The sequence below is a fragment of the Bacillus sp. FJAT-29790 genome, assembly GCF_019039215.1.
Classification (GTDB): Bacteria; Bacillota; Bacilli; order Bacillales; family Cytobacillaceae; genus Cytobacillus.
The window spans coordinates 1,684,292-1,708,954 of sequence record NZ_JAHNZZ010000001.1; the positions used below are offsets into that span (position 1 = coordinate 1,684,292).

The 24,663-nt window shown below is 38.2% G+C and carries 26 protein-coding genes and 1 pseudogene; 6 read left to right on the plus strand and 21 right to left on the minus strand.

The features are described from left to right. Positions 1 to 197 precede the first annotated feature (197 nt). Together BGM26_RS07905 and BGM26_RS21675 are read right to left on the minus strand one after the other, a co-directional pair. Positions 198 to 591, minus strand: a pseudogene (locus BGM26_RS07905) (RtcB family protein); the annotation flags it as partial. A 257-nt stretch (positions 592 to 848) separates the two neighbouring features. Then, positions 849 to 980: a hypothetical protein gene (locus tag BGM26_RS21675; protein WP_367949283.1), complete on the minus strand. Its 132-nt coding sequence runs from the start codon at positions 978 to 980 to the stop codon at positions 849 to 851. Positions 981 to 1,428: 448 nt separating this feature from the next. Here BGM26_RS21675 and BGM26_RS07910 point away from each other — a divergent pair, with 448 nt between their 5' ends. Continuing rightward, positions 1,429 to 1,935: a DinB family protein gene (locus BGM26_RS07910; protein WP_217039242.1), complete on the plus strand. Its 507-nt coding sequence runs from the start codon at positions 1,429 to 1,431 to the stop codon at positions 1,933 to 1,935. Between the two features lie 167 nt (positions 1,936 to 2,102). Here the strand turns inward: BGM26_RS07910 and BGM26_RS07915 are convergent, their stop codons facing one another. From BGM26_RS07915 to BGM26_RS07935, 6 genes are all read right to left on the minus strand, one after another. Further along, a complete protein-coding gene (locus BGM26_RS07915) occupies positions 2,103 to 2,672 on the minus strand; it encodes a DUF2812 domain-containing protein (protein ID WP_217039243.1) in 570 nt (189 codons plus the stop codon). Further along, complete coding sequence (locus BGM26_RS07920; protein ID WP_097969645.1) at positions 2,659 to 2,976, minus strand: PadR family transcriptional regulator; 318 nt, start codon at positions 2,974 to 2,976, stop codon at positions 2,659 to 2,661. The genes BGM26_RS07915 and BGM26_RS07920 overlap by 14 nt, the downstream gene beginning before the upstream one ends. A 339-nt stretch (positions 2,977 to 3,315) precedes the next feature. After that, positions 3,316 to 3,513: a MafI2 family immunity protein gene (locus BGM26_RS21920; protein ID WP_483297774.1), complete on the minus strand. Its 198-nt coding sequence runs from the start codon at positions 3,511 to 3,513 to the stop codon at positions 3,316 to 3,318. A 157-nt stretch (positions 3,514 to 3,670) separates the two neighbouring features. Beyond that, on the minus strand, positions 3,671 to 4,372 hold the full coding sequence (locus tag BGM26_RS07925; RefSeq protein WP_217039244.1) for a GNAT family N-acetyltransferase: 702 nt from the start codon (positions 4,370 to 4,372) through the stop codon (positions 3,671 to 3,673). Between the two features lie 247 nt (positions 4,373 to 4,619). Next, positions 4,620 to 5,891, minus strand: coding sequence for an MFS transporter (locus BGM26_RS07930; RefSeq protein WP_217039245.1), 1,272 nt, complete (start codon positions 5,889 to 5,891; stop codon positions 4,620 to 4,622). Next, positions 5,867 to 6,562 carry an ArsR/SmtB family transcription factor gene (locus tag BGM26_RS07935; protein ID WP_217039246.1) on the minus strand — a complete coding sequence of 232 codons (696 nt, stop codon included), beginning with the start codon at positions 6,560 to 6,562 and terminating at the stop codon, positions 5,867 to 5,869. Before BGM26_RS07935 ends, BGM26_RS07930 begins: the two co-directional genes overlap by 25 nt. 467 nt (positions 6,563 to 7,029) lie before the next feature. Between BGM26_RS07935 and BGM26_RS07940 the strand changes: the two genes are divergently transcribed. Beyond that, complete coding sequence (locus BGM26_RS07940; RefSeq protein ID WP_217039247.1) at positions 7,030 to 9,012, plus strand: LysM peptidoglycan-binding domain-containing protein; 1,983 nt, start codon at positions 7,030 to 7,032, stop codon at positions 9,010 to 9,012. Positions 9,013 to 9,636: 624 nt separating this feature from the next. Here BGM26_RS07940 and BGM26_RS07945 read toward each other — a convergent pair. The 4 genes from BGM26_RS07945 to BGM26_RS07960 all read right to left on the minus strand — a co-directional run bounded on the left by BGM26_RS07945 (position 9,637) and on the right by BGM26_RS07960 (position 13,053). Further along, positions 9,637 to 11,037 carry a sensor histidine kinase gene (locus BGM26_RS07945; protein WP_217039248.1) on the minus strand — a complete coding sequence of 467 codons (1,401 nt, stop codon included), beginning with the start codon at positions 11,035 to 11,037 and terminating at the stop codon, positions 9,637 to 9,639. Continuing rightward, positions 11,034 to 11,711, minus strand: a complete 678-nt coding sequence (locus BGM26_RS07950) for a response regulator transcription factor (protein ID WP_217039249.1) — start codon at positions 11,709 to 11,711, stop codon at positions 11,034 to 11,036. The genes BGM26_RS07945 and BGM26_RS07950 overlap by 4 nt, the downstream gene beginning before the upstream one ends. Further along, the gene (locus BGM26_RS07955; RefSeq protein ID WP_217039250.1) at positions 11,711 to 12,688 is read right to left on the minus strand and encodes a YncE family protein; all 978 of its coding nucleotides are present in this window, start codon (positions 12,686 to 12,688) and stop codon (positions 11,711 to 11,713) included. Before BGM26_RS07955 ends, BGM26_RS07950 begins: the two co-directional genes overlap by 1 nt. Positions 12,689 to 12,780: 92 nt before the next feature. Next, positions 12,781 to 13,053 (minus strand): hypothetical protein, encoded by a 273-nt coding sequence (locus tag BGM26_RS07960; protein WP_217039251.1) that lies wholly within the window; start codon positions 13,051 to 13,053, stop codon positions 12,781 to 12,783. A gap of 338 nt (positions 13,054 to 13,391) precedes the next feature. Here BGM26_RS07960 and BGM26_RS07965 point away from each other — a divergent pair, with 338 nt between their 5' ends. After that, complete coding sequence (locus BGM26_RS07965; RefSeq protein ID WP_217039252.1) at positions 13,392 to 13,634, plus strand: DNA alkylation repair protein; 243 nt, start codon at positions 13,392 to 13,394, stop codon at positions 13,632 to 13,634. A 31-nt stretch (positions 13,635 to 13,665) separates the two neighbouring features. On the opposite strand, the gene BGM26_RS07970 is transcribed toward BGM26_RS07965, so the two are convergent. From BGM26_RS07970 to deoD, 6 genes are all read right to left on the minus strand, one after another. After that, positions 13,666 to 14,508, minus strand: coding sequence for a hypothetical protein (locus BGM26_RS07970; protein WP_217039253.1), 843 nt, complete (start codon positions 14,506 to 14,508; stop codon positions 13,666 to 13,668). Positions 14,509 to 14,912: 404 nt separating this feature from the next. Further along, the gene (locus BGM26_RS07975) at positions 14,913 to 15,830 is read right to left on the minus strand and encodes a CobW family GTP-binding protein (RefSeq protein WP_217039254.1); all 918 of its coding nucleotides are present in this window, start codon (positions 15,828 to 15,830) and stop codon (positions 14,913 to 14,915) included. A 97-nt stretch (positions 15,831 to 15,927) separates the two neighbouring features. After that, positions 15,928 to 16,884: an LCP family protein gene (locus tag BGM26_RS07980; RefSeq protein WP_367949284.1), complete on the minus strand. Its 957-nt coding sequence runs from the start codon at positions 16,882 to 16,884 to the stop codon at positions 15,928 to 15,930. A gap of 375 nt (positions 16,885 to 17,259) precedes the next feature. Next, positions 17,260 to 18,732 (minus strand): lmo1851 family serine protease, encoded by a 1,473-nt coding sequence (locus BGM26_RS07985; RefSeq protein WP_217039255.1) that lies wholly within the window; start codon positions 18,730 to 18,732, stop codon positions 17,260 to 17,262. 238 nt (positions 18,733 to 18,970) lie between these two features. Further along, positions 18,971 to 19,819 carry a M15 family metallopeptidase gene (locus tag BGM26_RS07990; RefSeq protein ID WP_217039256.1) on the minus strand — a complete coding sequence of 283 codons (849 nt, stop codon included), beginning with the start codon at positions 19,817 to 19,819 and terminating at the stop codon, positions 18,971 to 18,973. 229 nt (positions 19,820 to 20,048) lie between these two features. Continuing rightward, entirely contained in the window at positions 20,049 to 20,753 is a 705-nt protein-coding gene (gene deoD, locus BGM26_RS07995; RefSeq protein ID WP_217039257.1) for a purine-nucleoside phosphorylase, read from the minus strand. Positions 20,754 to 20,911: 158 nt separating this feature from the next. On the opposite strand from deoD, the gene BGM26_RS21680 reads away from it, so the two are divergent. Together BGM26_RS21680 and BGM26_RS08000 are read left to right on the plus strand one after the other, a co-directional pair. Then, complete coding sequence (locus tag BGM26_RS21680; RefSeq protein WP_302053225.1) at positions 20,912 to 21,040, plus strand: hypothetical protein; 129 nt, start codon at positions 20,912 to 20,914, stop codon at positions 21,038 to 21,040. Positions 21,041 to 21,054: 14 nt separating this feature from the next. After that, complete coding sequence (locus BGM26_RS08000; protein ID WP_217039258.1) at positions 21,055 to 21,192, plus strand: hypothetical protein; 138 nt, start codon at positions 21,055 to 21,057, stop codon at positions 21,190 to 21,192. 33 nt (positions 21,193 to 21,225) lie between these two features. On the opposite strand, the gene BGM26_RS08005 is transcribed toward BGM26_RS08000, so the two are convergent. Beyond that, on the minus strand, positions 21,226 to 21,534 hold the full coding sequence (locus BGM26_RS08005; protein ID WP_217039259.1) for a YodL domain-containing protein: 309 nt from the start codon (positions 21,532 to 21,534) through the stop codon (positions 21,226 to 21,228). A 416-nt stretch (positions 21,535 to 21,950) separates the two neighbouring features. Between BGM26_RS08005 and BGM26_RS08010 the strand changes: the two genes are divergently transcribed. Beyond that, positions 21,951 to 22,928, plus strand: coding sequence for a 2-hydroxyacid dehydrogenase (locus BGM26_RS08010; RefSeq protein ID WP_217040705.1), 978 nt, complete (start codon positions 21,951 to 21,953; stop codon positions 22,926 to 22,928). Between the two features lie 107 nt (positions 22,929 to 23,035). Here BGM26_RS08010 and BGM26_RS08015 read toward each other — a convergent pair whose 3' ends face one another. Further along, positions 23,036 to 24,076 (minus strand): acyltransferase family protein, encoded by a 1,041-nt coding sequence (locus BGM26_RS08015; RefSeq protein WP_217039260.1) that lies wholly within the window; start codon positions 24,074 to 24,076, stop codon positions 23,036 to 23,038. Between the two features lie 397 nt (positions 24,077 to 24,473). Beyond that, a complete protein-coding gene (locus BGM26_RS08020; RefSeq protein ID WP_217039261.1) occupies positions 24,474 to 24,647 on the minus strand; it encodes a YozD family protein in 174 nt (57 codons plus the stop codon). Positions 24,648 to 24,663 lie beyond the last annotated feature (16 nt).

Sequence of the window (24,663 nt, forward strand, 5' to 3'; positions counted from 1 at the left end):
GTATATCATGTACGTTTTACATTTTTTATTGAAAAATCTTGACAAACTATTAGCTGGTTTTGCTTAATAAGTAAAGCACAATTACTTTTGACTGCTTTTTTATATAAAGCGTCTTATGGGGAACGATTAAAAGAGAGACTAAAGGAGTCTCTCTACAGTTGACACTATGATTTTTTATATCTTCCAGGTGTATACTTTTAGCTGGCTTTGAAGTTATAAACTAGTTTAATAAAGCAAGCAATCTCGGATGTTTCTTTTGATTTTTTCTAAAATTTCATTCATTGGCTTGGAGGCCATTGGCGCTTCATCAAGTGTTTCTTTAGAAACTGATGTAGTCCAGACACCCTCCATTGTTTTATGAAAGTCGTCCATATTTAAGGTTTTCATTGCTTTTGTGCGGCTTAAGACGCGGCCTGCCCCATGTGGCGCTGAAGAATTCAAATCCATATTACCTTTACCCACTGCCAAAATTGAACCATCTCTCATGTCGATCGGAATAATGAGCCGTTCTCCTTTTTGCGCAGAAACTGCCCCTTTTCGTAAAATTAAGTTCACAGTATCAATATAATTGCGAACCGTATCGAAGCTGTCCAGCTAAACCAAAACTAAACTATCAAGATGTCATACAAAAAAAGGCAAAAGCCGGCTGGAGATTTGTACAATAAGTAGCTCCTGAAATAGCAACGTCTGGGATAGGAACGGCTTCTTACTTTGAATTGATTTTTGAGAGACCCATTAACTAATAATGGATTTTTAATATTAACGTGGCAGGATCCTTCTAACAATAAGAGGGTAAATACGGTACTGAAGTAAAAGGGTTAAAAATAGAGGATAATAGTTCCTCAAGGTTATTTGTTATCTTTTGATTGGTTATCAGGTGTTTTGACAATTTTTTTTAACTCTTCTGTGTCACCTTTAGCATTAATGATTTCAAATATCTGATTTAAACCTTCTGATATTTTTTCATCCTCTTTTTTCACTAATATCCCTCCAAATTGTGATTATTTTTAAATTGTCCAATAAATAAAGGATCATACATGAAAGGATAATACTATAAAAATGGAGTGAGGAAAAAGAAAAAAGATTGATCAAAATAAGCTATTAATATATTTATTGAAGCATTCTTTTATAAAAAAGGTGGATTATTTCCGGATCCTGATTCCTTTTAAGCACCTTATTATTGAATAACAATCAACTTCTATTAGCTGGTTTAATTGAATAACTAAAATATAACATTAGTCATAAAATCACATATGTTTATTCAAGTAACGCCCCTGTTAGCGACAGAAGGAATGGTTAAGGGAATTCCTCCCCCAAAAAAAAGATCATGCATAATGGTTGAAGGATTCATTTCATCGTGCATAATAATAGTTGAAGGATCCATTTCGATGACTATTGGAAAAAACATCAGGATCTAGGAGGGATATAATGAACGATACGCTTGAGCAATTTAGTTACCATGTTTGGGCTAATAAAAGAGTTTTTGATCATTTAAAAAAACTTCCTGGTGATCTATACCGTAGACCACTAGAAAGTGTATTTCCTACCATCAGCGACGTATTAGGACATATCTATTCTGTGGATAATACATGGCTCAGTATAATGGCCCATGAAAGTCCTGAGGAGATCTATGCTGCAATGACGAGCTCGCGTGAAGAGGTAAACGATGCCACGCTTGACGCATTTGAGGCTTACTTTGCTAAAACAGCGGCTCGATATGAAGAGTTTATCTTGAACCACCAATTTGAGTTAGAGGCAATATCTGAGTATCCGCTTAAATTCGGTGTGTTGCGGGCTAATTACAACGATCTCGTTAGGCACGTGGTTAATCACGGCACATATCACCGTGGTAATATTACCGCAATGCTTAGGCAAATGGGTTATACTGGTGCTTCCACAGATTATGGATTTTACCTTTTTGAACTGAAGCGCTGAACACTTCTTCGGGAGTTCAATTTTCCCGAGATTCTCTCTCCATTAAATGGCCCGATAATGAAATTTAGGGCGCTTCTTTTTTTCCGTTAAAGCGCCCGACTGTGGTAGATACATTATCCTCAATTACTTCTTTGAATTAAAAAAAGTTCATAATTAACCTTCTCGCATTATTTTTCTTTTAACATTGAATACTTTCGATAAGCTTTATAGAAACTGCTACCAAAGAAAACAACCATAAGGGCGGGAAGCGACCTCAAAAGGGCAAATGGAGTTTCAAATAAAAATGCTTTCCAAAATAATTCACCTTTCATACTCCAAAGACCTTCAGTTAAATATAAACCTGAATCCTTGTAAAGCATATAAGAAAAAGTCAATAACAGTAAACCTAAACCAGATGAATAACCCATCAATCTTTTATAATAATTATTCTTTGATTGGCGATCCGAGAAGATTTCATTTTGATCATCATCTTCTTTTTGCCAATATCGAATTCCACCAATCCAGGAGCCATTTATATAAATCCAACCGAAGTCTTCATATATCCCTTTGTAATCTTTGAACTTTTTCTTTGATAAATAATCTTGATAATCCAGTCGCATCACATATCTCTTGTCGGTTTTTTCGAAAGTGTATATTCCTAATCCACTAATATTTGTACAACGATAGCCTTTTTGTAATTGCTTGTTCAGCCATTGCTCCTCTTTTTCAATATCAAAAAACATCTTAAATTTCTTCATTCGATTCACTTCCTTCGTACAGGGATAAAATATGCAATAACCTGTTTTGTTCCATTTTCAAAATGGCGCTTCCTTCTGCAGTTATCATATAAACTTTTCTCCGACCTGACTCTCCAACAGGTTCAATCCAGCCATGCTTATTCAAGTTTTCAATCGCACCGTATAATGTACCAGCTGCTAAAATAACAGTACCGTTACTTATCTTTTCTATCTTCTGCATTACGGCATAGCCATGGAGTGGCTCACGCAAAGCTAATAAAATATAATGCATGGTTTCAGACAACGGTAATAATTTATGTTTCATATCCTCACCCTCTATTCAGTTTGACTATATAGTTCAACTTAATAATAAAATAATACAGTTCAACTGAATAGTCAACAACATTTTCAAAATTAGTCAAAGGAACTTAAAGTAAAAAGCTTGATAACAAGGGATAAATCAATCAAAAAAATCGCTTTCCTTACGTAAGGGATCGCGACTTTTTGTGTAGTCTTATTCAATTAAATTGTCCTTAAATGGAAAATGAGCGCTTATCCTTCTTTTTCAAGGATAGCGCCCGTTAGCTGAATAATGTTTAACTTTGTTCCCATCGATGAAATGCCCAAAACTGCAATTTCTCCATTTCTAATGGATACCTGCGATTTATATATACTCTTCTTTACATTCTGCAATTATAGGAATATCAGCTATTACCTCCGTACAAGCTATACTCAATATTTCCTTTTCATCATCATTTGGTTCCCCGTCAAAGTAACATTTCCAGTACAGTACATTGTTTTCTAACTTTACTGTAAGTCCCCTTAATCCAATAGGAATGCTCCCAACAGTGAGCGATGGCAACTAATTATTAGGTTATTTATTGTTGGAACCATATTCCACCTTCCCCTAGTTAGACAAATACTGTTAAACCTTCTGGTCCCATTGTTCAAGAAAGTGGGCAATCCCTGTGTCGCAATCACGGCCGTTTGCTTTAATAAATAAGCAAGTAATTTTGTTCTTATTGCTTAAATACTTCTAATCTTTGAACTTGAACTCCTTTGTCATCAAAGTTCTCTTCTGCCAACCATTGAGTTAATGCTTGTTTATGTAGAGACCATTCTTCTATTAGCATTGAAAACCAGTTGGTGTTTCGTGAGCGGCTTTTATAGATAACGGCATTTCTGAAGGTGCCTTCATACTTAAATCCTAAACGTTCCGCTGTTTGAATGGAGGGAGCATTAAGGGAATCACATTTCCATTCATAGCGTCGGTATTGAAGTTCTTCGAATACATACATTGCTAATAAATAGTGTGCTTCGGTAGACATTCTTGTTCTTTTTAATGCATCCGAAAAATTAATACTTCCTACTTCGATTACCCCATTTGCCTGATCTATCCTCATTAAACTAAAGATCCCAAGCGGTTTGTTTGTCTCTTTATTTAACACGGCATAATAGATGTGTGTACTGCTTTCTATTTTTTCTAGTAATGTCTGTTGAAATGCTTCATAGTTTTGAGGTGGCTCATCAGGTAAATAGGTCCAATTACTAGGGTGAGAATTTTTATAGGCGTTATAAAGTTCTTTAGTATGTGTACGAGATAATCTAGTGACAATGGTATACTTTCCGACATAATACATATCAGAAGGGAATTGTCTTTTCTGCCAATTGGACAACTCCTCACCAATTGGCTGATTGTATTTGTTTATTCTCTGATTCATTTAACCTCCACATTTCATTACATTATTTAATTACAGTATAACTTGTTAAGAATAATTAATCTTCTGGTCTTTAATGATTTTTTCCGCAATATGGCCCGATTACTAAAAAAAGCACAATTCCTCTTCAAGAATTGCGCCCTTTAATTTGATAAACCATTGAATATTTCAGCTATAATTTTGGAGGAGAAAATGTACCTACAAACCTATTAATTCAACAAAAACTGATTTCGTATAGAAATTGGTTATTTTATCTTTTACTTTTTCGAGACCAGATAACCACTGGAATCAATAATAATGATAATATTCCTCCAATAAATGATAATGTTGTATAGCTTGAACCAGCCACAATCATTCCAGATAAAGCTCCACCAGAAGCCCCTGATAATGCAATTAAAACATCCACTGTACCTTGAGTTTTAGCCCGTGTTGAAGTTTCAGTTGAATCAACAATTAGAGCAGTCCCACTTATTAAACCAAAATTCCATCCTAATCCAAGTAAAGAAAGAGCAATTACTAGGAGTATAATAGAATCACCTGGTGCAATCGCTGAGATTAAACCTGCCAAAAGCAAGGTAGATCCAGACGCGATTGCCATAGCAGTACGACCAAACTTATCGACAAGGACACCTGTAACCAGTGAAGGGAGATACATTGCACCTATATGAAATCCAATAACTAAACCTATTTCACCCAAGCTATGTCCATGATGTCTCATATGGACTGGGGTCATTGTCATAATGGCAACCATTACAATTTGAGTAAGAACCATAATCGCGGCACCAACGATAACACCTCTTTTGTTCTCTGCTTGGTCAGAGGATGCCGAAAGTCCTTTAGCATTTTGTACTTGCTCGGACGCTTCTATCATTCTTGCTATAACTAACGGATCTGGACGAAGCATTATGAAAAGTACAAGACCTGCTAAGATATATGCTGCTGCTGACAAAATGAAAGGACCAGCAAGTGATGGAACACCAATAGAAAGAGCGTAATTCCCCATTATATTCACTAAATTCGGACCTGCAACAGCTCCAAATGTTGTAAAAACCATAGTAATACTAATAGCAGTTGCTCGCTGTTTATTGTTTGCTAAGTCCGTACCCGCGTAGCGAGCTTGTAAATTTGTCGCTGTTCCTGCCCCGTATATAAGTAGAGAAGCAAATAGCAGGAAAACGCTATTTATTATAGCTGCCATTATGACTCCTATTGCTCCAAGTCCACCTATGATAAAACCAGCTGTTAGACCTGTACGACGACCATAACGTTGAGAAAGTCTCCCTACGATTAAAGCAGCCCCTGCTGACCCTAAAGTAAATAGAGCTGAAGGAAGTCCAGCAAATGCGTCCGTGCCCAGCATTTGCTGTGCAAGAAGTGCACCCACTGTAATTCCAGCTGCTAAACCTGCACCACCAAAGATTTGTGAAATACTTACAATAATTAATGTACGTTTGTATAACGCTTTTTGTTTTTCATGAGAAACTACATAACTCTCGTTCAATTGATAGGCTTTACTAGACATTGGTTAAACCTCAATTCATTTATTATTTGTAGTTTCTTCCAATCATGTATCCCTTCCTCTAAACGAAAAGCATTAACACCTCTGGACTTTAAAAGTTCAACAGCTTCCACCGACATTAAACAGTAACAACCTCGGCAATAAGCAACCACATCACAATTGGCTGGTAATGTAGAAAGCTTCTCCCTTAACTCTTCAATTGGCATAGAAACAGCACCAGGAATATGAGCTTCTTCATACTCCTCTTTAGGTCTTACATCCAACAAAATAACTTCACCTTTTTCCATGCGTTCTTGAATTTCTGAAAGTGAAACCCCATCCATGCCAAGATTGGCATTTAAGAACTCTTGTTTAATTTGTTGAACTTGGACGAACTGTTTTTCTGATAATGTATGCAAGGAAGTTAAAAAATTCGATATAGCAGCATCTGCTAGTTCGTAGATGACGTAGTTCCCTTTCTTCTGAAACTTTACCAATCTAGAATTTGCAAGCGTTTGTAAATGTTGTGATACATTCGCCACAGACATAGTTGTTGCTTTTGATAATGCCTCCACCGACTTCGGACCTTGGGATAAAATATCAAGAATCTCCAAGCGTTTTGGACTTGAAAGGCTTTTACCAATTCTTGCGAACTCTTGATACAATAAATCTTTTAAATTTCGTTCATTATGCAAGTTTACTCACCGCCCACTCTATTCAAGTACTTTATTGAATAGTTGAATTATAATCGGAATAATCAGTTATTTCAATAATTTCTTCCTGTTTCAGCATTCAGTTTTTTTATGCATAAATAAAGAAACGCCATTGGAAATCATTAATAGTAAAAGTGAAGACACGACAATCCGGCTATATGTTAACTTACTTATTCCACAATCTGGACCTTTTCATGAAGAAAGACGCTTCCTTCTTTTAGAATAGCGCCCTTAAATGGAATATTTTATTGCCATTAAAAGTTCAGTTTTTATCCTTTGCTTTGCTTTTACCTCGTTCTTTGAAGCGTTTCCGTACCCCAATTTTAAATAATGATAAAAATCATTTTATATTCTATTTTCGTTGGTAAATTTTAAGCGTTGCAAGGCTTTTTTAAGATTAATATAATTTATTTGCTTTATATTAAACTTACATAAAAGGAGCAGCATAAGTGAAAAATATTATCAAAGGATTCATCACTGTTTTTATCATGACCGTTGCCTTTATCCATCCGCAGCTTGCGTCTGCAATGGCTGAGGTTACGTCCTTTGGTCTCTCTTCTGCTACCGTTGCCTACCAGGGTAGTAATGTACCTGGCTACACAACGGTTGAGTTACAAACTAGCATACCAACACGTGGGTATCTTCTTGTTGTTGGGAATGGCACACAAACCATAATCAATTTATCTACTACTGCATTTAAAACTGGACACAAGGTAGATTGGGTGCCATGGGATGATACGAAAAAAGCACCACTTCCCGCAGGTGAATACCAAATTAAGGGGTATTTAACCGACCAGGAATACAATCAAATGCAAGGATATCCGCTTGGGAAACTCACTGTTGTGTCGGAATCAAGCCCTAAGCCACTGATTGCTGGTGTTTCTCCGAATCCACCAATGTTTTCACCTAAATACGGACAAACACAATCGGTTCAAATTCCGTTTAACTTGAATCGTCCTGCGGAAGTTCAGCTTACAATCCGTAATCAAAACGGAGATGAAATCTATGCTGGCAGCAAAGAAACCCTTGCTTCTGGAAGCCATGTTGTAAACTGGAACGGAACAGATAAAACAAGAAGAATTGTATCAGACGGTAACTACGAGATTGTATTTAAAACAATCGAGACAGCCTATAACTATCCTTCCACTACGCCATTAATCTGGCGATCAGGTACAATTACCATCAAAAATGGCGATTATTATATTCCGGTATCAAGATTAAAGGAAATTGTTACAGATGCTTCCTTTCAATCGTCCGTTTTCACTCCTGATGGCGACGGAATAAACGATAAGACCACTGGACAATTTACACTTGCAGAACCTGTGAAAATATCCGTTTATATTGCGAATGCTGCCGGGGCCCATGTCAAAAATATAGTAAGCGAACAAGCATTCGAGGCTGGCACTCATTCTTTCGAATGGGATGGCACAGACATGATGGGCGGCAAGGTGCCTAACGGAAGCTATTTTATAAAACTATTAGTAATAGAGGGTCCGAATAGCGGCTATATTACATTTCCTAGCGCTGTTAGAGTGGAAAACAGCACTGAAATCAAATCTATGCAACCTGTAAAAAGAGTGCGCGTCATCAGTGATACAGCGAAAATGAGTGTTGATCCTTTAGGCCAAGGATATACGGCGGTAAAAGGCGATACTTTCCCTCTGATGTCGGAAACGCTAGAGAACGGCAACTACATCGTTCTTGTTAAAGATGGAGTTACTGGAACAATCAGTGCGAGTGATGTTGAAATTGTTACTGAACCGTCTGCGGCAGGCCAGACAACTAAATATACAGTGGTTAGCGGCGATACTTTGTGGAAGATTGCCCAAAAATTCGGTGTCACCACCCAAGCAATTGTAGACGCCAATAAGCTGGATCCAACTGCGTACCTTTACGTAGGTCAAAAGCTAATCATTCCAACTACAGCACAACCTGTACAGCCAACGACAACCACTTATACAGTTGTATCCGGTGATACACTATGGAAGATTGCTCAAAAATTTGGTGTAACCACCCAAGCAATTGTAGATACCAATAAGCTGGATCCAACTGCGTACCTTTACGTAGGTCAAAAGTTAATCATTCCAACTACAGCGCAACCTGTACAGCCAACGACAACCACGTATTCGGTTGTATCTGGTGATATGCTATGGAAAATTGCTCAAAAATTTGGTGTAACCACCCAAGCAATTGTAGACGCCAATAAACTAGATCCAACTGCGTACCTTTACGTAGGTCAAAAGCTAATCATTCCAACTACAGCGCAACCCGTACAGCCAACGACAACCACTTATACGGTTGTATCCGGTGATATGCTATGGAAAATTGCTCAAAAATTTGGTGTAACCACCCAAGCAATTGTAGATGCCAATAAGCTGGATCCGAATATGTACCTTTACGTGGGCCAAAAGCTAATCATTCCAGCAAAATAAATGAAAAGGTAAGCGATATTCAAATTCGCTTACCTTTTTTATAGACAAGGACATAAATAAATTTTAGATTGAAGAACATATGGAAGATGCTTGTGAGGATTAATGTGTTAGAAACTTAATTAAGGATATTCTACCTCATCCCATTGTTCTCTTTATTTTTTATTAATAAAATAAAAACATCCTTGTTCTATTCCTTTTTTGCCTAAACCGTCACCAAATTTACTCCTTAAAAGCGCCCTATAATCTAATAATGGATCAGACAGTTATTAAGTCAAACTTAATTCATAATGATAAAATTGTGAATCCCTTACGTATCCATTTTTTTCATATAGTCTTCTCCCCTCTTTTGTTTTCTTAAGATTATTACACACAATCGCTATGGACTTCTTCTCGATTGCTAATGCATTTCCTTTATTTTTTTGTCATCGCTTTTTATTCAATTAACTAGCCCTTTTATGAAGAAAGACGCTTTCCTTATTTCAGAAAAGCGCCCGATTCCAGAATACAGAGCAAGGCAAAATACATTTTAGTAAACACCCTCCCCGAAAATACCTTGATACATAATTTTAACTAGCGTTTTTAAACAACTTTTTTGTAAATTACCCAACTTTATTATCAAGAAACTTATGTCTCAATTACAGGCAGCTTAATTTGAACGACTGTTCCTTTTGTGATGATGCTCGCAATCGTCAGAGTACCTTCATGCAAATGGACAAGCTTTTCGGCGATCGCGAGCCCTAAGCCAGTTCCACCATCAGTTCTCGTTCTTGCTTTATTCACTCTGAAAAAACGCTGTTTGATTTTGTCCAAGTCTTCTTCAGGTATCCCAATTCCTGTGTCTTTAATTTCAAGGCAGCAGCCTTCTGACGTTTTGAAAAGATTGAGCGTGATCTCCCCGTTTTCTGTGTATCGCAGGGAATTATCCATTATGTTTTGTATAACCTGTTCAATCCGTCCCTCATCCCCATTAATGATAATCTCAGGATCTAGTTCACAATGGAGCTGCAATTTCTTTTCTTTTATGATGGGACCATACTTTTGGAGTGACTCTTCGATTAGCTGTGCGAGTGGGAGCGGCATTTTTTCCAACCGATATTCTTCTGAGTCAAGCTTTGAAAGATCAAGGAGGTCTCCTACAAGCCTCTCCATTCTTCCTGCTTCCCGATGAATTAAGCTTAAATACTTATTGCTGTCCGCTTCTGTTTTTACGATTCCTGAAACGAGTGCGTCACTATATCCCTTTACATAGCTAATGGGGGTTCTTAGTTCATGAGAGACATCGGCGAGAAACTCCTTTTTACGCTCGTCCTCTTTTTGAATCGATGCGGACATATGGTTGAAAGCATTGGCAAGCTGGCCAATTTCGTCTTTTGCATGATTGGTGATTTTAACCGAATAATCTCCTTTCGAGACACGGTCTGCTGCATGCTTCATATCTACCAGCGGTTTCGTTAGCCTTCGAACTAGCAGCGTCCCGAAGAACATGGCGATGACGACAAACAGAAAAGCGGCAATCATCCATAAATACTGAAAATCAGTGGTTACTTCGGAAATTTTCGCTAATGGCAAATATAAATAAATAATGCCTTCAAGCCGATTCTCATCAAGAAGAGGAATAATAACTGCCAATATTTTGCGATCAAACCTTTCCTCATACCCCATTTTCTGAATCGGATTTCCTTTCAGCAGCTCTTCCCTTTCCGCCCCATTAATTAGTGATTGGTAATCAATTTCAAATGGAAGGCAGGCACTTAATTCCCGCGGATTATTGACAATGAAAATGTCTGCTTCAGATTTTGAACTATACCAATCGATTTTATCTTTTAATTCATCTGTTAATGGCCCGCCCTCGTAATCAAAGGCTAGTCGTTTTCCTTCTTCTAACAAAGCCGTCTCAACATTTTCGACATATAGTTTTTCATAAAAAAGATACGATAAGAAGTGTGAGTATGAAATCGTAATTACAATGGCAGCCGTAATTGTCAGCCAGAGCTTTTTCGCGAGACTGTCCGTGAAAAATTTCATTCAGCTGGCACCTCAAATTTATAGCCAATTCCCCAAACGGTTTGAATATAATCACCAACCCCAAGCTTCATCCTGAGCGTTTTTATATGAGTATCGACAGTTCGAAGGCTCCCTAAATAATCCATCCCCCAAACGCGCTCAAGAAGTTGTTCCCGGCTTAAAGCCTGTGATGGATGATCAACTAAAAACACCAAAAGCTCAAACTCCTTAAGCGTTAAAGCGATGATTTCACCTCCAACCATTACACTTCGTGCCATGCGATTAATTGAAATTTGCCTAATCTGCATGTTAGATTCACTCTTCGTCATGCCTGTCCTTCTTAATACAGCATGAATTCTAGCCATAAGCTCGCCAGGACTGAATGGTTTAACAATATAATCATCCCCTCCAAGTTGCAGCCCTTTAACCTTATCCCACTCCTCCCCTTTTGCTGATAAAAAAATGATCGGGGTGTCATATTTCTTTCTTACTTTCGTGCAAACCTGAAAACCATCCTCATCCGGCATCATAATATCAAGGAGAATTAAATCAATCGGTGTTCGCTTTAATATTTGATACCCTTCCTGCCCACTTGCTGCCTCATAGCAGCTAAAGCCGGAATTTGCAAGATACATTTCAACAAGATGCCTCATATCTGCCTCATCATCGATTATCAGGATATTGATTTGACCCATTATGATCTCTCCCTTAACACCATTTGAAAAGGTCCGTCTCCAACGGCGATTGTTTTGATTATCGTCATTTTATCTGGATCGATGATATGAATATCATTGCTGTCATAGCCTGCGATTAATAAGTTCTCACCGGTAAAAACCATCTCAAACGGGTTGGCTCCGACCGTAATGGCATCTATCACTTCACCTTCCTCATTTAATTTATATAGCATATTTGATCCATGGCTTAGCACGTATATTAAGTTTTCTTTTCCAAGAAAATTAACAGGCATCAGTGGGGCAGGAAGCTTAAATTTAAAATCACCTGAAACCGAGTCATATACATGAATATCCGTTTCAATTTCAATTCCCGCTCCATGGCCTCCGATCCAAAGCTCATTCTTGTTTTCATTGAGCCATGCACCCGCAGCGGAAGGATGGATCTGAAACCCAGCCATTTTTTCTTTTTTAACCAAATCGATCACGGTTAGCTGCTTTTTATTGAAGCTAAGCACAAATAATTTTTTATCCTTCACCGCTTCTAAAATGGTAAGCGGATTTTGCTCCGTGCTGATTTGCCCTTGTTCTTCCCCTTTTAAATTAAAAAAACGGATTTTATTTTGATTCTGGTCAACTAACGCAATTTCTGCGGATGTTTGGAGCAGTTTCCCATTGACAATTCCTTTGCCCGTTCTCCAAACGCCGAGCGACTTCCCCGTCTTTAAAGAATAAAGATCTGCGGTTTCCACTTGCTTGCCAAATAATAAAATCGTATCCCCATCAGGGAAAATAACAGCTCCTGTGTATGGCTTCCCCAATTTCCAGTCTACAAGCCTTTCCATTTTATCCAAATCAATGAACGAAACAGACATATCTTTTATATTAATAGTGGCTGCGACGGAAAGATCCTCTGGAATCGCGGAGAATCTTTTCTCCGAACATGAAGAGAGCAGAATGACAGCAAAGAGAAAAATGACAAATCTTTGTAGAATAAGCATTTCCTTCTTATCTCCTTACAACATGCGTATTTCCTATCATTTTAATCTAGCTTTGTGATGAATTTGTGAAATAGGTTTGTAAAAACTTCTTTTTATTTCAATTTCTGCATTTCTTCAATATGGATCTGTATCAATGAATGTTTATCTCTTTCAGATAAGCTGGATTCCATCACCCTTTTTTCCGCTAAATAAAATTTCTCATCGGGAGACTTACGCACTCTTGGATGGGCATTTTCATCCTTTAGCTCTCTAGCAATCGCTTCCTTCAAAACCATTTCCGGTTCGTCTTCAGCAGAAAGCAACCGGTTATGCCAAAGTGTTCGGTACGCAACAAGCAAAGAATTAAAATCAAAATGTTTTTCCATGTCTTCTACCCTTTCTGTGAAAAATTCACTTTCTAATTGAGCTGTTTCCGTAAAATTTATTGCTATTTAATTAAAATGTGGTCTAGTTGATTTCCGCTCTCAGGTTGCTCGCTTTCCGCGGGGCGGGCGGTGAGCCTCCTCGTCGCCTTGCGCCTGTGGGGTCTCACCTGTCCCGCTACTCCCGCTGGAGTCTCGCACCTTCCGCTCCAATCAACTACACACAAAACCTTTTAAAAACAATTCATTTAGAAAACTGCCTTGCTATAAAACCATTCTCACATAAATAAAATCAAATATGCAAAAAATATTTGTAGTAAATTTTGAAAGGAGTCTTTTACATGAGTACGCCATACTGCTGTCCCAACTGTAAAACGAATCGAACAAGGTTTAATATCATTAAGCAAATCCCGCAATCTGTTAAGATGGATCCGCAATCAGGGGATATTCTTGAGGAATATTCAAGTGAGAATTTATGTCCCTTCCATCTGGCATATAAAGGACCAGAATACAAAGTTCAATGTGGTGCTTGCGGATTGGTCGAAGATGAACGCACCTTTGTTAAATTTGGTGAGATGCAATAAGAAAAGCTTGAGAGATTTCTCTCAAGCCTTCTTATTGTTTCTTGTTCGAAAAGAAATGATTTTCTTGTAAAAATCGAACGCTGTCAATTTTCCATGCATCTGCATGGGAAAAGCGAACTAAATAAATCTGGCCTTTAAAATACTTTCTTCCCGAGTTTTTGAGGACCATTTCAATTTCCACTGGCACTTCCAGACTTATTTCATCGATAAGATCCTCGGTAGGAATAACAGGCATCCGGTTTAAATGAATATTTTCAATTAAACGAATCGGCTTCTTCCAGTTAACCTGTTCCAGGGAAATACTGGAGAGAATTCGTGGATCTTGCTGCTTAAGTCCAGAGACATAGGCATGAATCAATTCATATGGATCGGCTTTCTCAACATATTCCTCTAACCTACCTGCTGCTTTTAAAATCATCAGTTTATGTGAAAGGTCCATAAATTTTGTACGATGGGTCGTACTCCCGTAAAAATGGATGCAAAAATGACCGGGAAAGTTATTCTCCAATGCCCCCGCACCGTGTGGCATCCCATGCATGGAAGCCGCGATCCATTGATCTTGATGAATAACAACGATGGCTCTCCGTTTCCAGCTCCATTTCCCGTTATATATGCCTTTCATTATTTTCGTATCTTTCGATGTCAAAGGCTGAACGTCCGCATGATTGCTTCCAGCACGCCTTTGAACCCTAAACTTCATTCCTGTTTCAACATCCAATACAGTAAACTTGCTGTATTTCGGCAAAATCCCATTTACTTTTTCCCATGGAAGCATTTCAATTTGAACACCTATACCTTCATCCTTCGCTAAAACAACTGAACTGTTAACAAACAGGGCCACGGTAAGCAAAATAACTCTCATAACATTTTTCATTCGCTCCACTCAATTTCATCATATTTTCCTTTTCAGAATAAAGTGAATCTTCCATCAGTGGGGGCTTTTCTACGTACAGGACGTACTAGTGCCGACGTTGCCACAGGACGTGGCGTTCTTAGTCGGCCTTCCCCCCCACTGATGGTTAGATGAACCAATCGGGCCTTTACGGGCAGTTTGTCCCCTACTTATCCCTCCTCGATTCCTCTAAGTCTTTTCGTTAAGGGTCTTACTGCCCGTTAATCTGCGATAAACACATACAAAAAGTTTTCCTAAAAAACACCTGTTGTATTCGTCCTATAAAAAAGGAAAAAAATCGTGTCCATTGTCATGAATTTTGGTTTATCAGCGAATTTTCATTGTTTATCAGCCGATTTTCATTGTTTATAAACGAATCTCATAGATCAGATTTTTTCGAGTTGATTTAGTTGTTTCTCCACATGCAACCAATCGATATTCTCTCCAATAAAAACCATATTAAGCGGCATATTCATGTTTTCTTTCATATAAAGCGGCATGCCATAGGAAAATTGAAAAAGGAATGGATACTTGGAAGAATGGAATTTCACATACCCTTTTATCCGGTAAATCGTTTCAGGCAAGTTCCGCAAAAATGCATCGAATTCCTGTTGATCAATCGAGTTTTCAAATGTGTAAACATATGTGCTTAATTTTAAATCCGTTGCCACATGTGAACGGGCTTGACCCTCTTTTTTGCTTGTCGATAATTTCCTTACTTCTTGGACGGGCACTTTCGCAAAGGTCGTCAAAATCGAGAATGCATGGGAATTCAATCCTTGAATTTCCATCGTCAGCTTGGATTGCTCCCCATCCGTTAATTCATCCGTTTTGTTTAGCAAAATTAAATCCGCGTGGCGAACCTGTTCGATTAAAAGCTGCTGAACTTGAGGACTTAATGACTTTCGTGCAAGCCAGCGCTTCCCGTCAACAACTGAAATGATCCCTTTAACGATCATTTTGTCGGCAAAAAGCGGGGACAACACAGCGTCTAACACTTCCACCGGATGGGCTGCACCCGTTGTTTCAATATAGATGACCTCTGGTTTTTCCATCATCAGCAAACCTTGCAGCTGCGCTTCGAGTTTGTCCTGGATCGTACAGCAAATACATCCATCAAGAAGCTCTTTAAGCGGAACATCCTCGTCCACTTCATTTGAATCAATCGACACCTTGCCAAGTTCATTCATCATGACTGCGACTTTTCGATTTTGTTTTTTTTCATCAGCTAAAAGCTGCTTTAATAATGTCGTTTTTCCGCTCCCTAAAAAACCGGCTAAAATATAAATTTCTGTTTTAATCATTTAAGATCCCTTTCTCTCTTGCCTATTCCCTTAAAATCATATCTGATTTCATTAATCGTTACAAACGATAAAATTTGCAAAAATAAATAAAGCGGGCTCATTTGCCCGCTTTCCTTCCTTCATTCAAAAATTGATTTAATGCTTCTGTATTTTCATTCAAGTCCAATTGAAGAACGGCACCAGCATGCTGAACATATTTATCCTGGAAACTGTTTGAAACTGGCACTCTTAATGTTTGGACATCTGTGACTGGATTCAAAAGAAAGCTTGCGCTTAAAGCGAATACATCAGCTAATTTTAAATCGGTTTCAATATTTTGCATCGCCTGTTTCATGATTTGTGGAAATTTTGTGATACCGTCGATGGTTGTAAATTGATTAACCACCTGATCTTTTAACGAGATGAGAATCTCCTGCTGCCTGTTGACCCTGCCGAAATCATTTTGATCATCATGTCGAAAACGGACATAGGAAAGAAGATCCTCCCCATGAAGCTTTTGTCTGCCAGGTTCAACCTTAAGGTTCCTATCCTTGATCATTGCCTGTGTAACATTCACATCAAGTCCTTTAGGGGCAATCGTGTCCATGATGTGAATAAATCCATTAAAATCGATAACAGCTATATGATCAATTTTTACGCCAAAATTATCCTCGACTGTTTTTTTCAGCAAATCCTTCCCGCCCATATAGTACGCATGGTTCAGCTTACTAAATACGAAAGGATGGTCAGGAATCCGCACATAGCTGTCCCTCATTAAGGAGACGAGCTTAATCGTTTTCCCGGTCGGTTCATAACGTGCCAGCATAATCGCGTCTGAACGGGAAACTTTTTCTCCCCTGCTGTCGACCCCAATTAATAAGAAGTTTTTGTCCTCTTTTGCTAACTTAAAGGGAACCGGTACTTTCGGTTTATTGCTTTCGATTTCTTTTTCAATCACATTCTTTGGTTGAGTATTTTCTGGTTTTTCCTCACGTGTCCTCCTTTCTAAAAAAGAAGAGGAGCACCCTATAAGAAATATCACAACAATGAATGGGATGGCCCACTTTTTTAACACCCCAACACCTCTTTTAGATCAAATTCGCCTTGGCGTATTTGCGCCCAGATTTTTACCTTAGCATGCTCGATATATTCCTTTAAAAAATCTGAGGCATCCGCCGGAGGCTTAACTTTATTCAGCCGGAGTTTGAACCCTTCACTGAATTGGATACCTATTTGTATTCATCTCGCTACTTATAGATGGGAGACTTCTGCTGAATAAAGTTAAAAATTTTCAAGAGAGGGCAATACTTAATGTCGCTGCAGGCGACTTACTATCATTGTTGGATTGAATGGATTATTCTATACTCGGTGTTATGTGGGATTGTAGTTCAATAAAAAGAACTCTCCAGTTAACGAATTGGAGAGTTCTCTTCTAGATCCGCTTTCCTTTTTAGGATCCCATTTTCTGTTTTAAAACTTCAACTGCTTTTTTGATTTGCGTATCATCTTTTTCCAGCTTTTCTCTCAATTTCTGCATGAGCGCGATTGTTGACTTTCCAGTTAAGACGCCATTCACTTCCAGCTTTTCAGCCGTTTGGAATTGTTCAACAGCTTGTTTTGTTTTTTCATCAAAAAAGCCGTCTTCTCTGCCTGGATCAAATCCAATTGCTTTAAGCATTTGCTGTGCTGATTTTACTTGGCTTGATGAAGAGGAAAGCATTAATTTCTCATCTGGGTTAATCAATGGCAAGGAAGCATATTCAGGCAATGCGACTTCATAATCTGGAACGATTCCTTTTTTATGGATCCAGTTGCCATTTGGCGTCAGCCATTTTTCAGTTGTGAATTTCATATTCGATCCGTCCGAGAAATCTTGAGCCCGCTGGACGGTTCCCTTCCCGAATGATTTTTCTCCGACAAGCGGGATATTAGCCGATTCTTTAACGGCACCTGCTAAAATCTCCGACGCACTCGCACTTCCTTTATCAATCACAACTACAAGCGGAATGCCTGGTTGATCGTTTCCTTTTGATTTTACTTCCTCCCGATTTCCGTTGCGGTCTTCTACTTGGAAAATGATTTTCCCGCCCGGAACGAAAAGGCTAGAAATATCAATCGCCTGATTCAATAAACCTCCAGGATTTTGCCTTAAATCAAGGATTAGCCCTTTCATTCCCTGACCCTGCAGTTCATTTAATTTGGCGATCAGCTCTTTCGATGTGTTTTCAGAAAAAGAGGTGATTTGCACTTTGGCCATTCCATCCTCTAGCATTTCCCCGTAGACTGTTTCAAGGGGGATCGTATCCCGAACGATTGGAACAATCATTTTTTCATCTACTCCCGGACGCTGAATCGAAAGCTCAACCTTCGTTCCTTTTTCTCCGCGGATGATGGTCACGGCCTCTACAGAACTCATACCTTGCAAGCTTTTTCCGTCCACTGCTAGCACCTTATCATTCGGCTTTAATCCCGCTTTTTCAGCAGGCGACCCTTTGAGTGGTGACACAATCATAATAAATCCGTCTTGTTCCTGAATTTCGGCTCCAATTCCTTCAAATGAAGAAGAGATGCTTTGGTGAAAGCTTTTCGCCTCCTCCACACTCATATAATCTGAATAAGGGTCATCTAATGCATCAACCATGCCATTAATGGCTCCGTTAATTAACTTGTCTTGATCAATTTCCTGAAAATAAGAACTTTTCAACGTATCAAATGCCGTATACAGTTTTTCAAATCCTTTTCGTTCCCCACCGAAATTCGCTGCTTGTCCAATTAGCGCAGCGGTCGTAATTCCAGCCGATAATAAAACAATTATAAAAAGCATCATAACAAAATGAAGCTTTTTCATGCGAATGAACCCTGATTGTTTATCAGGTGACTCCTGATTTAAATCCTCTTTTTGCAAATCCTTCACCACTTTCATTCCGTAAGATTCCCCACAAAAATCCTTATTGATTAGAATACCATTTTTATGCTAAAAAGAACAAAGAAAAACATATGAAACACCGAGTTTTTGCACAAAGGAAGGCCAGACTATGTCTGACCTTTTTAATGAAGACTGTTTTCGTAAACCTTGTTGCTATTTACAAAATGTAGCGTGGTTGATTTCCGCTCCAATCAACTTCATAGAAAACAGCCTTCGAATTAAAATGCGGAGCAATTTATATTTTCTGGACAATATTGAAATATTCCTCTAATGTTAATTTTTTTTCATAAATTACGGCTGCAGCAGGCGTACCGACATAACGAAAATGCCATGGTTCAAACATATAGCCCGTTATGTCTTCTTTTCCTTTCGGATACCGGAGTATAAATCCAAAGCGGTGGGCATTTTCTGCAATCCACTTGCCTTCTTTTGTCTCTCCGAACTCCTCAGAAAGTTCATAATTTGCGCTAGGACTTGATAAATCCATCGCCAAGCCTGTTTGATGTTCACTGCTCCCCGGGATTGCCACTGCCTGAACAGCCTTCTCTTTACCGAATTTATTTACCTCGGCATCGAATATGGTCGATTGCCTTGCATATGAGCGATAACCGGAAACAGCAAACAGGTCGATTCCATTCATTTTTGCATCAGCAAACATCTTTTCGAGTGCGGTGGCTGCTTCTTGTCGCATATAGCTTTTTTCCAAATCCTGATCACCAAAAGAAAATGGCACATTTGGACGGACTAAATCTTCCGGGGCATAGCCATCTGGAAGGCTGAATTGTTTATTAACTAAGACCATCACGTTGGTCGGATTTTGAATGAAATTTTTTCCGTCTACCACTTTAATTTCATTAAAGAAAGCCGCTTCAAGGGAAGGTACTTCATCTCCTTGTGATTGACCGCTAGATTCTTCAGATGGATCTGGATTATCTTCGGGAGACTTTTCACTAGGATTAACTGGTTCTTGGGATTGATTTGCTTCTTTTTGCAAAAATGGGATCTTTTCCAAATAAGGCTCTAACTGACTGCAACCCGCTAGCAGGAGAGTCAATATTGCTGTTAGGATCATAACTTTTTTCATTTTTTCCACCTGTCTTAATTAAATTCGCCTTGGCGTATTTGCGCCCAGATTTTTACCTTAGCTTGCTCGATAAATTCCTTTAAAAATCTAGAGGCTCGCCGGAGGCTTAACTTTACTATTTTAACACGAAATATAAACTTTTTCAGAAATAAGAGAAAAACAGGCAAATAGCATGATTTTGATGAACAAAAAACTGGCCCATCCAATGAACCAGTTTTACGTAGCTTTGTTATTCTTTTATCGCCGCATCAAGGGCAACTTCAATCATATCATTGAAAGTCGTTTGTCTTTCTTCTGCTGTCGTTTCTTCGCCTGTTAAAATATGGTCGCTGACGGTCAGAACAGATAAAGCCTTTCGGTCAAATTTCGCTGCAATTGTATAGAGTGCCGAGGTCTCCATTTCAATCGCTAAAATCTGATATTTTGCCCATTTTTCTAATTCACTGTTGTCGTTATAAAACATATCAGCTGTAAAGACATTTCCAACCTTGAGATTCAAGCCTTTTTCGATTCCAGTATCATAAGCTCTTTTTAGCAAATCAAAGTTGGCTGTTGGAGCAAAATCAACGCCACCGAAAGTAAGTCTGTTCATTTGCGAGTCAGTGGATGCCGTCATCGCAAGAATCACATCGCGCACCTTGACATCTTTTTGAATAGCCCCGCACGTTCCAACCCGAATCAAGTTTTGCACATTGTAGCTTTGCATCAATTCATTGATATAAATAGAAATTGACGGCACGCCCATTCCTGTTCCTTGAACGGAAATTCGCTTTCCTTTATATGTCCCGGTATAACCGAACATATTCCGGACTTCATTATAACAGTGCGCATTTTCCAAGAATGTTTCTGCAATATACTTTGCACGCAATGGGTCTCCAGGTAAAAGAACCGTCTCTGCAATCTCATTTTCCTTTGCACCTATATGTATACTCATAATTTCAAAACCTCCAATAAATTCTAAAAAGCAATTGGAACTGCTTTCAGACACACTATACCATTTTAAACCCATGCTTAAAAACCTTCAAGTTCTAGCATGAATTCATTTCATCCGGGCAAGATATTATTAGATTTTCGGGAGGAGGTCTTTAGATCATGACAGAAGAGAAAATGAGTAAAAAGCTTAGACAGGCTGTCCAACATGCCAATGAAACTAATCCGACATCAAAAACGGGAACAACTCCTAATACGACAAAGAAGGTTAAAACACACAGTAATCGATAAGCAGGAGGTTGAAAATGGGTAAAAAACATCGAAATCGCATCAATTCACCGAAAAAAAATAATCACACTCCACCAGAAGCGATTATTGCCGAACTAGAAGCGCATGGGAAAGAATTCTCTGCAAATAAGCGTAAAAACAGGCAAGGTGAGTAAAGGAGAGCATTTGCTCTCCTTACTCCTTCAGAATTATCTTATTAGTATGCGATTAATTCCTTCCCATCCGCCAGGCTTTAACTGATAATAATATTGCCCTTTTCTTCCCTCGTCAATAAAAAGTATATCACCCGTAGAAATAAATCTTCCAGTGAAATCAGCAGGGATTCGATCAGGTACGTTAAATTTTGCAAAAATGGAGTCAAGGCATTGATCATGATCTCCTCCTTGAATAGTTAACCGATAAACTTGCTTATACCCTTTACTCTGCCGAAATTCAGGTGTTTGAAAAATAGTCACATCGTATTTTTTTGTAATTCTCCTTGTTAACTCCTTTAGCATTCGTATTCCCCCTTAAGAGTTAAATTCATATGAACCCGTTTCAATTCTTCAAATTTCTAAAAAAAGCACGCGAATGCACCTCATGGAAACGACCACCAATTTCATTACTTATTTATTAGCGATTGCCCTTGTCGATTCCTTTAGCTAAAAAATACTATTTTTGTCGATTATGGGGTGAATTTAGAAAATGGTATTTAATTTGATGATTGAATGGCAGATATAAAATTTAAGGGAATATCAACTCTGAAAGTAATACGGTTTAGCCCGCTTACTGCTTCAAGAGCTTTCATCTTTTTTATTATGAACCTAGAACGACTACCATTTTCCAATGAGTCACTCCTTTTTATTCATTTTATACTATAATTAAAGAGTATTCTGATAGTATCTCAAAAAGTGTTGGTAGGAGGATGAGTTCAATTAAACCGAAAATATTCATTACACGTAAACCACCTCATCATGTGCTCGAGAACCTCAAAGCGCACTTTGAGGTTGAAGTATGGGAGTCTGAAGATGTGGAAATTCCAAGGGATCATCTTTTAAATGAAGTGCAAAATGCGGATGGACTTCTCTGTTTACTAACAGAAAGCATTGATACAGATGTGCTGGATGCAGGTAGGAATCTGAAGGTGATTAGTAATTTAGCAGTTGGCTACAATAATATAAATATCGGAGAAGCAACGGCTAAAGGAGTGATGGTAACCAATACGCCTGGCGTATTAACTGAAACAACAGCTGATCTCACCTTTGCCCTTTTGATGGCAACGTCCCGAAGATTGATTGAGGCATCCGCTGTATTACGAGAAGGTGACTGGAAAACATGGTCGCCCATGTTTATGACTGGCATGGATGTTCATGGTTCGACATTAGGCATCATTGGACTAGGTGACATTGGCGCAGCGGTCGCAAGAAGGGCAAAAGGTTTTAATATGAAAATAGTATATCATAATCGAAGTCCGAAGCCGGTCTTAGAAGAAGAGCTTGGCATCGAATATGCAGATTTAGATACACTATTACAATCATCTGATTTCGTTTGTGTGCTTACACCATTTACAAAAGAAACAAAGAACCTAATTACTCTTCGCGAATTAAAACAAATGAAGAAGACTGCAATTCTGATAAATACGGCAAGGGGCGGGATTGTTAACGAAAAGGATTTAATCGAGGCGCTATCAGAAGGTGATATTTGGGGAGCGGGCTTAGATGTATTTGAGCAAGAACCGGTTCCGATCGACCATCCGTTATTACAATTTTCGAATGTCGTCACACTCCCGCATATCGGCAGCGCCAGTATCCAAACGAGAACGAAAATGTGGGAACTGGCTGCAAAAAATATTTCGGATGCTCTGCAAGGAAAAACACCGCCAAACTTGGTAAATAAAGAAGTACTTAATTAAACGGATAATAAGGTGAAATTCTTTTGGTTCGTGTTAAAAAGTCGCTAATAATATTTTGATTCCATAAAAAAACGGACGCATTATACTGATAACGTCCGTTTTTCACATTAATTCAACAGCTTATCTCTATAAAAATGAAGGATGGACCGAACTTTTAAATTTAAACTTTTAAGCCTTGAAACCTTTAATTCTATTAAAGGCTGTGCAAATGAAATGGTAAGCTTGCTTGATAATAACATAGTTAGCAGCAATGAAACTCCAGCTAGCAGGAGGAAGTTAACTGGCTTATTAAAGAAATTTTGAACATCGCTTACCCTAAAAATACGGACAAAGAATCCATGCAGCAGATAAACATAGAGAGTGTATTTTCCAATATCCGTAAAGAAATACTGTTTTCTTGGCACGAACGAGAAAAAGCAGAAAACCATAATCAAACTTAAACTATAAAATCCAAGCCTTATAAATAACGCGCTAATAGAAGCGCTCCCCATTTCTATATACGGTTTTGACCCTAACAGCCACTCGTAATTAATACTTGGGTATAAAGAAAAACCGAGCAGCACGACTGCAAATATAATCAGTGCTACAGTTCTTATTTGCGGTTTTAATAAAGTGTAAAAATCCTCCTTCTTCATATAGTAGCCAATCAAGAATAAAGGGAAGAACACAAAAGTTCGCGATAAGCTTAAAAAATTGGTAATCCAATCAGCATATCCGACTGCTAATCCAAGCAATAAAGCCATGGAAATTGAATAGACCGCTTTATATTTTGCAAACAGAAGGAGCATCATATTCCAGCAAAATAGGCTAATTAGAAACCATAGCGACCAATGTGGGGTAAGCGGATCTACTTCAATAGCCGATTTGTTATAGAGAAAATAATAAAACACAGAATAAATCACTTGGAAAATAAGATATGGCAAAATGAGTTTTTTTGCAATCTTAGAAATATATCCCTTTTTATAAAGGCCTTTAGCAAAATAACCGGAGACCAAAATAAAGGCAGGCATGTGAAAGGTATAGATTACTTTATATAAAGAATAAATGATTTCACTATCTTCAATGAAAGAGCGCAGCAAATGCCCAAATACAACCAAGAAGATCAAAATAACCTTTGCATTATCAAAATAATATTCACGTGGTTCCATTTTACCCTCCTCTTTTGACCCCTATATTATACTATTAAAATAAGATTTTAACTGGAACTGGGATTATAGGGACCCGCTCCGCCAAAGCTTTTCTTAAAGTAATGATCCTAGGAATTTAATTACAGAGGTTTTTTTAGTTCCATTCCTGCTGAGCTAAAGCCATTATAAACATGATATTCTAAAAAAATGGCCGATTAATTCAATTTTAACCTCGTTTTAATTGAACTGTTATTCCCCCTTAATAAAAGATAAATTTCTCCCACTTTATGTTTTTTAATACGATAAAATGGAAAAAGGAAGGCTAAAATTAGCCCTCCATTTCATACCATATTAAATATAATTTCCCTTTTTAACCCCAATAGCGTTACTCCTTATCAGGGCCTTTATTTTTTCTATATTATTCTTCTTCCATTTCTTCATCAATAATGCATTTTTGCAATAAGTATTCGAACGTTATATCTGCGAGTTCTTCCAATTCTCCTTCAGTAGGCACGTATCCTCTCCTTACCAGCTCATGAAAGAAAAATTCAGCTATTTCTTCCGTATCAATAACGACCTCGATTTCCTTCACAGCATCGCCCCCTTTG

What these genes read in the sequence shown, in the direction of transcription:
- BGM26_RS07990 (WP_217039256.1), bottom strand. Translation starts at nt 19,819, where the DNA reads ATGAAAAAAGTTATGATCCTAACAGCAATATTGACTCTCCTGCTAGCG.
- BGM26_RS07950 (WP_217039249.1), bottom strand. Translation starts at nt 11,711, where the DNA reads ATGGGTCAAATCAATATCCTGATAATCGATGATGAGGCAGATATGAGG.
- BGM26_RS07915 (WP_217039243.1), bottom strand. Translation starts at nt 2,672, where the DNA reads ATGAAGAAATTTAAGATGTTTTTTGATATTGAAAAAGAGGAGCAATGG.
- BGM26_RS07930 (WP_217039245.1), bottom strand. Translation starts at nt 5,891, where the DNA reads ATGTCTAGTAAAGCCTATCAATTGAACGAGAGTTATGTAGTTTCTCAT.
- BGM26_RS07910 (WP_217039242.1), top strand. Translation starts at nt 1,429, where the DNA reads ATGAACGATACGCTTGAGCAATTTAGTTACCATGTTTGGGCTAATAAA.
- BGM26_RS07970 (WP_217039253.1), bottom strand. Translation starts at nt 14,508, where the DNA reads ATGAAAAATGTTATGAGAGTTATTTTGCTTACCGTGGCCCTGTTTGTT.
- BGM26_RS21680 (WP_302053225.1), top strand. Translation starts at nt 20,912, where the DNA reads ATGACAGAAGAGAAAATGAGTAAAAAGCTTAGACAGGCTGTCCAACAT.
- BGM26_RS07960 (WP_217039251.1), bottom strand. Translation starts at nt 13,053, where the DNA reads ATGGAAAAACATTTTGATTTTAATTCTTTGCTTGTTGCGTACCGAACA.
- BGM26_RS08015 (WP_217039260.1), bottom strand. Translation starts at nt 24,076, where the DNA reads ATGGAACCACGTGAATATTATTTTGATAATGCAAAGGTTATTTTGATC.
- BGM26_RS07965 (WP_217039252.1), top strand. Translation starts at nt 13,392, where the DNA reads ATGAGTACGCCATACTGCTGTCCCAACTGTAAAACGAATCGAACAAGG.
- BGM26_RS08000 (WP_217039258.1), top strand. Translation starts at nt 21,055, where the DNA reads ATGGGTAAAAAACATCGAAATCGCATCAATTCACCGAAAAAAAATAAT.
- BGM26_RS07920 (WP_097969645.1), bottom strand. Translation starts at nt 2,976, where the DNA reads ATGAAACATAAATTATTACCGTTGTCTGAAACCATGCATTATATTTTA.
- BGM26_RS07925 (WP_217039244.1), bottom strand. Translation starts at nt 4,372, where the DNA reads ATGAATCAGAGAATAAACAAATACAATCAGCCAATTGGTGAGGAGTTG.
- BGM26_RS08005 (WP_217039259.1), bottom strand. Translation starts at nt 21,534, where the DNA reads ATGCTAAAGGAGTTAACAAGGAGAATTACAAAAAAATACGATGTGACT.
- deoD (WP_217039257.1), bottom strand. Translation starts at nt 20,753, where the DNA reads ATGAGTATACATATAGGTGCAAAGGAAAATGAGATTGCAGAGACGGTT.
- BGM26_RS07985 (WP_217039255.1), bottom strand. Translation starts at nt 18,732, where the DNA reads ATGAAAGTGGTGAAGGATTTGCAAAAAGAGGATTTAAATCAGGAGTCA.
- BGM26_RS07955 (WP_217039250.1), bottom strand. Translation starts at nt 12,688, where the DNA reads ATGCTTATTCTACAAAGATTTGTCATTTTTCTCTTTGCTGTCATTCTG.
- BGM26_RS07975 (WP_217039254.1), bottom strand. Translation starts at nt 15,830, where the DNA reads ATGATTAAAACAGAAATTTATATTTTAGCCGGTTTTTTAGGGAGCGGA.
- BGM26_RS07945 (WP_217039248.1), bottom strand. Translation starts at nt 11,037, where the DNA reads ATGAAATTTTTCACGGACAGTCTCGCGAAAAAGCTCTGGCTGACAATT.